Origin of the sequence: Methanosarcina sp. UBA289 (assembly GCA_002496565.1) — an archaeon.
Classification (GTDB): domain Archaea; phylum Halobacteriota; class Methanosarcinia; order Methanosarcinales; family Methanosarcinaceae; genus Methanosarcina.
In genome coordinates, this window is sequence record DAKJ01000026.1 from 72,036 (window position 1) to 76,083 (window position 4,048).

2 protein-coding genes and 1 pseudogene are annotated in these 4,048 nt (G+C 42.2%); all 3 read right to left on the reverse strand.

Annotated features, from left to right (window positions below; genetic code table 11):
- Positions 1-401: pseudogene (locus tag BP549_RS14605) on the reverse strand (hypothetical protein); the annotation flags it as partial.
- Positions 394-1,530 (reverse strand): COG1361 S-layer family protein, encoded by a 1,137-nt coding sequence (locus tag BP549_RS14610; protein ID WP_292381842.1) that lies wholly within the window; start codon positions 1,528-1,530, stop codon positions 394-396. The pseudogene BP549_RS14605 and the gene BP549_RS14610, both read right to left, overlap by 8 nt.
- Positions 1,527-3,875 (reverse strand): efflux RND transporter permease subunit, encoded by a 2,349-nt coding sequence (locus BP549_RS14615; protein ID WP_292381850.1) that lies wholly within the window; start codon positions 3,873-3,875, stop codon positions 1,527-1,529. The genes BP549_RS14610 and BP549_RS14615 overlap by 4 nt, the downstream gene beginning before the upstream one ends.
- Positions 3,876-4,048 lie beyond the last annotated feature (173 nt).

A 4,048-nucleotide genomic window follows, 5' to 3' on the forward strand; every position in this document is an offset into this window, starting at 1 on the left:
CCCTGCTCAAGGGTACCTGCCTGCTGAGGACCAGATTTTACTTTTATATATGGATTGTCAGATTCAAGAGTTGCAAGAATCCCAACAGCTGTCACAGCCTGAGTCTCGTACTTCATTTCAGACTGTTGGAGAACAGTATCAACAGCAGTGTCAGCGTCCTTTTCAGATTCAAAACCGCTGATAACTCCTTTGTTAACAAGTCCAAAGTTCAAGGTAACCGTATCTCCTCTGGAGTACTCGTTATCTCCAATCACACTGGCTTCGATCTGAGGTCCTCCATAGACTGTGTAGTAGTTGTCATCAAGATCAAAATTTTCAGATATGGCTGCCTCTACAGGCACAGTTGCAAGCAACATCATAAAAACGGTTGCAATTGCAGCGATACTCCCTTTTTTAATCATTCTCATCACCTGAAGTATTTTCAATAATTTTATTCCTTTTACGAAGCATCTTTATAATCATATAAGCAACGATAACTGCGAGCAATATCAAAATTATTGCAGTTGTGCTTATTCTAGATTCGGCCTGCTCAACTGGCACATCTACTTTCATGTTTTTTGAAAGCTCGGTTTTTCCTTCGTCATCAATATACTTTATTTCACTGTCAATACTGTAATTTTTCACCAGCGCATCAGAATCAGCCGAAAGATCAAGGGATGCCACCCGGCTTTCTCCCTGACCGATTGTTCCGAGCCTGATAATTGTATTACGTGTGCTTAAGGGGTTCATGACAACAAACCGGACTTCAGCATCCTCAGCTGCACCTTCCCCTGTATTCGTGTAAGTAATGTTTATTGTATTTGATGAACCCTGTACTAAACTGCCTGAGACGTTACTTATCTCAAACGTTGGTTCATTTTTAATAGAAATATGTATGGGAATGTCAATGGTTTGTAGAGTATACTCCCGTGTGTATTCAGAGTTAGAAAGCCCGATATTTACTACCTTTGAAGTTTCTGTCCGGGCATTGCTCTGGTATTCATAAGTCACAGGAAGATGCAGTTCATATTCACCACCAGGAGCGTCACTGTCAATACGCATGGTGAACTTGAGATTTTGCGTATTTCCGGTTTTAAGCTCATCAACAGTCTGGAGACTTGTGGTGGGTTCAATATGAATATAGTCAGAGTCTGAAGTCAGGGTTGCTTTGAGGCCTTTGGCAGTAGTACATCCCATCTCTTCAGCCATCTCGCCGAGAGCAATAGCCTCCTCCTGGGAATCCGGAATACGATTCTGGTTTGCATTCAGCCGCTTTAACTCTTCAATTGTACCCGTGTTTGCAATCTTTATTGCAATATCTGCAGATTCACCTCTTTCGAACTCTGTGTCTCCAGTCACAGAAGCTTTAATTGTCGGCTCTCCGTAGCTCCTATAATAGTCCACTGAGTACCCTCTGCTCGGAACTAGGAAATCATTATCCTTACTTGCTAGAGCTGGAGATGCAGTTACCGAGAGAATGGAAAGAAGAACTGCAATTGCAGCGAATTTAATTACTGTCTTCTGTAATGTATTTTCTTGGGGTTTCTTCATTGGGTATCAGCCCCCTTGACGTTATTTGCTTTTGTTTGTGGCGCCTGTATTCCTCTTCTCTTTTCCCTCCAGGTGTCCAGTAACACGATAAGGGGTGGGAATACCAGGAAGGTTGCAATCAGGACCAGCCCAATATCAATAACTGTTACTGATCCAAAGTCGCTTATTATAGGGAAAGGAGAGATCATCAAAGCTGCAAACCCACCAACGACTGTTGATCCTGAGGCCAGGAGTGCGGCTCCTATACTCTTACTTGTCCTGTACATAGCTTGCAGGGGGTCGACTCCTTGATCCCTTTCTTCAAAGTATCTTTCCATCATGAGAACTGAGTACTCGCAACCAATTCCAATGATCAGGGCTCCCATGGTTGCAGTCATAGGAGTGTATAGAATTCCTAAAAACTTCATTACCAACCCTGACCAGCCAGTAACCATGAACATTGGAATAATGGCAGAGAGAGCTTTTATCCAGTCCCTGTAAACTACAAGCAGTCCAACGAATACCAGGGAAAGCCCAAGGTAGGTCATTAGAATTCTTCCGTCTGTAAGTGCACCCAGAACTTCAATAAAGACCACTGAGTTCCCCGTTATCGTCACCGTGACGCCTGGAGGAGCCTGCATCCACTGTATATCCTTCTGCAGGATATTGGTTAACTCTTCAATCCCTGCAGTCTTTATATCGGAAACGGCATTTCCAATGTCAAAATTTAAGAGAAGCATGTTTTTGCCGTACAGATACTCATCCCTCTGGGCTTCAGGGATTTGATTGTAGATTGCCTCAATCTCATCTCGACTATCTGGGATTGTCCCACCGTTTAACTCCTTTACAAGAGGCACGATGCTTGAAGAGCCTAAAATGTATCGTCTTTGAGTTTCATGTTCGCTGAACCTGTCAATCCACTTCAGGACCTCAGGGTCAGCATTATCCTCCGTTTTTATTATGAGGTTAAATGCATCAGTTCCTCCCATGACATCCTTCAGATGTTGCAGGTCCACAAGAGCTGGCATATCCTGGGGAGCAAAATTGTTGGTATCAGTATCGACACCCACAGATTCGTCGGCATAGATACCCCCGACACAGAGCAGAGTTGCAATCCCGAGTACCAGTAAACTGTTCTTTATTGAAAAATTATTGATTTTTTCAAGAAGATGCTCTACCAGGTTGGGTTTCGCTTTTCCTGAAGAAGAATACTCTGTATCCTTTTTCGTCGATTTTGCCTCGTTTTTTCCTTTTTTTGACTGGAATCTTTCAGAGAAGCTGTCAAAGACATAAACGGTGACTACCCCGACAAACATGGCTGCTAGGTAGCACATTATTATGCCGATCGTGAGAAGTTTCCCAAAATCCTTTATCATCGGAACCGAGGATGTAAACAGAGAAATGAAGCCCAGACCAGTCATAGTAAGAGCTATGAGTACAGCAGGTCCTGTATGTTTTAATGTTGTTATAATGGCCTTGGATTTGTTTCCTTCTTTATGCAGTTCTTCCTCAATCCTGTTATGGAACTGAATAGCATAATCAATACCAAGCCCGATCAGGACAGGAAAAGCTGACATGGAAACCATTGACATGGGAATTCCCAGAAAGCCCATAGCTCCGAATGTATATATGATACCAAGGAAAACAATCGGTAAAGGCAATAATTTCCAGCGGACATGCCGGAAAACAAGGCTTAACACAATTACCATGAAAACGGCAGCAAGCCCAAGCAATGTCCCCATACTTGCGGTAATTGCGTCGTTCATTTCAATCTGGTAAGCGGGTTCGCCTGTTACTATGAGGTTGTAAGAAGGAGGGAATTTAGAGAATACGACAGCCTCTTCGGCAGCCTTTATAATTTCTTTTTGCTTGTCTTCTGAAGTGGAACCCGCCATCGCTACAGAGATCAACATATGTGTGTTATCAGGAATTAATTGTCCGAAAATATCAGGATTTCCATCAATAATTGCCTTTATTTCTGTATCGGTATCGGGGACCTGGGACCTTCCTGTTGTCTGGTAATTTATCTGCTTTATAATAGAAGCTGGGCTTGTGACACCAACAACCCCTTCGGTGGACTCAAGCTGATGTTCAAGCCGACTTACAGCTCCCATTAAATCTGCAGACTTTACATCGTTTCCTTCTACCATCACTACAATGGAGTCGGTCCCGAATATGTTTAAGTAAAGATGGTCATAGTTCTGATAAAGTTTCGAATCTTTTCCTACATAGGTGTCCGTTCCGGAGGACATTGCAATTTTCTGTGCACCCTGCATGGATAATAAGATTAGGAGAAAAAAGACCAGAAGTATGAGTATACGGTTGTTATGGATAAATACACCAAGTTTTTCAAAAGCATTCTTAATGGTGGATCCCCCTAGTAGATACTTTTAATGATATTTTATTTATTATGGATTCTATCGGATTATTAACTGTTATAGAGTCTCATGTAGAGATGCAAAAGATTTAAATCTTTTGTTACTTTAGGGGTTACTAATGTTTTCACAAATCAATCCTCAGTTAATTCGTAACCTTGAAA

Coding starts and splice junctions, on each gene's coding strand:
- BP549_RS14610 (WP_292381842.1), bottom strand. CDS start 1,530: ATGAAGAAACCCCAAGAAAATACATTACAGAAGACAGTAATTAAATTC.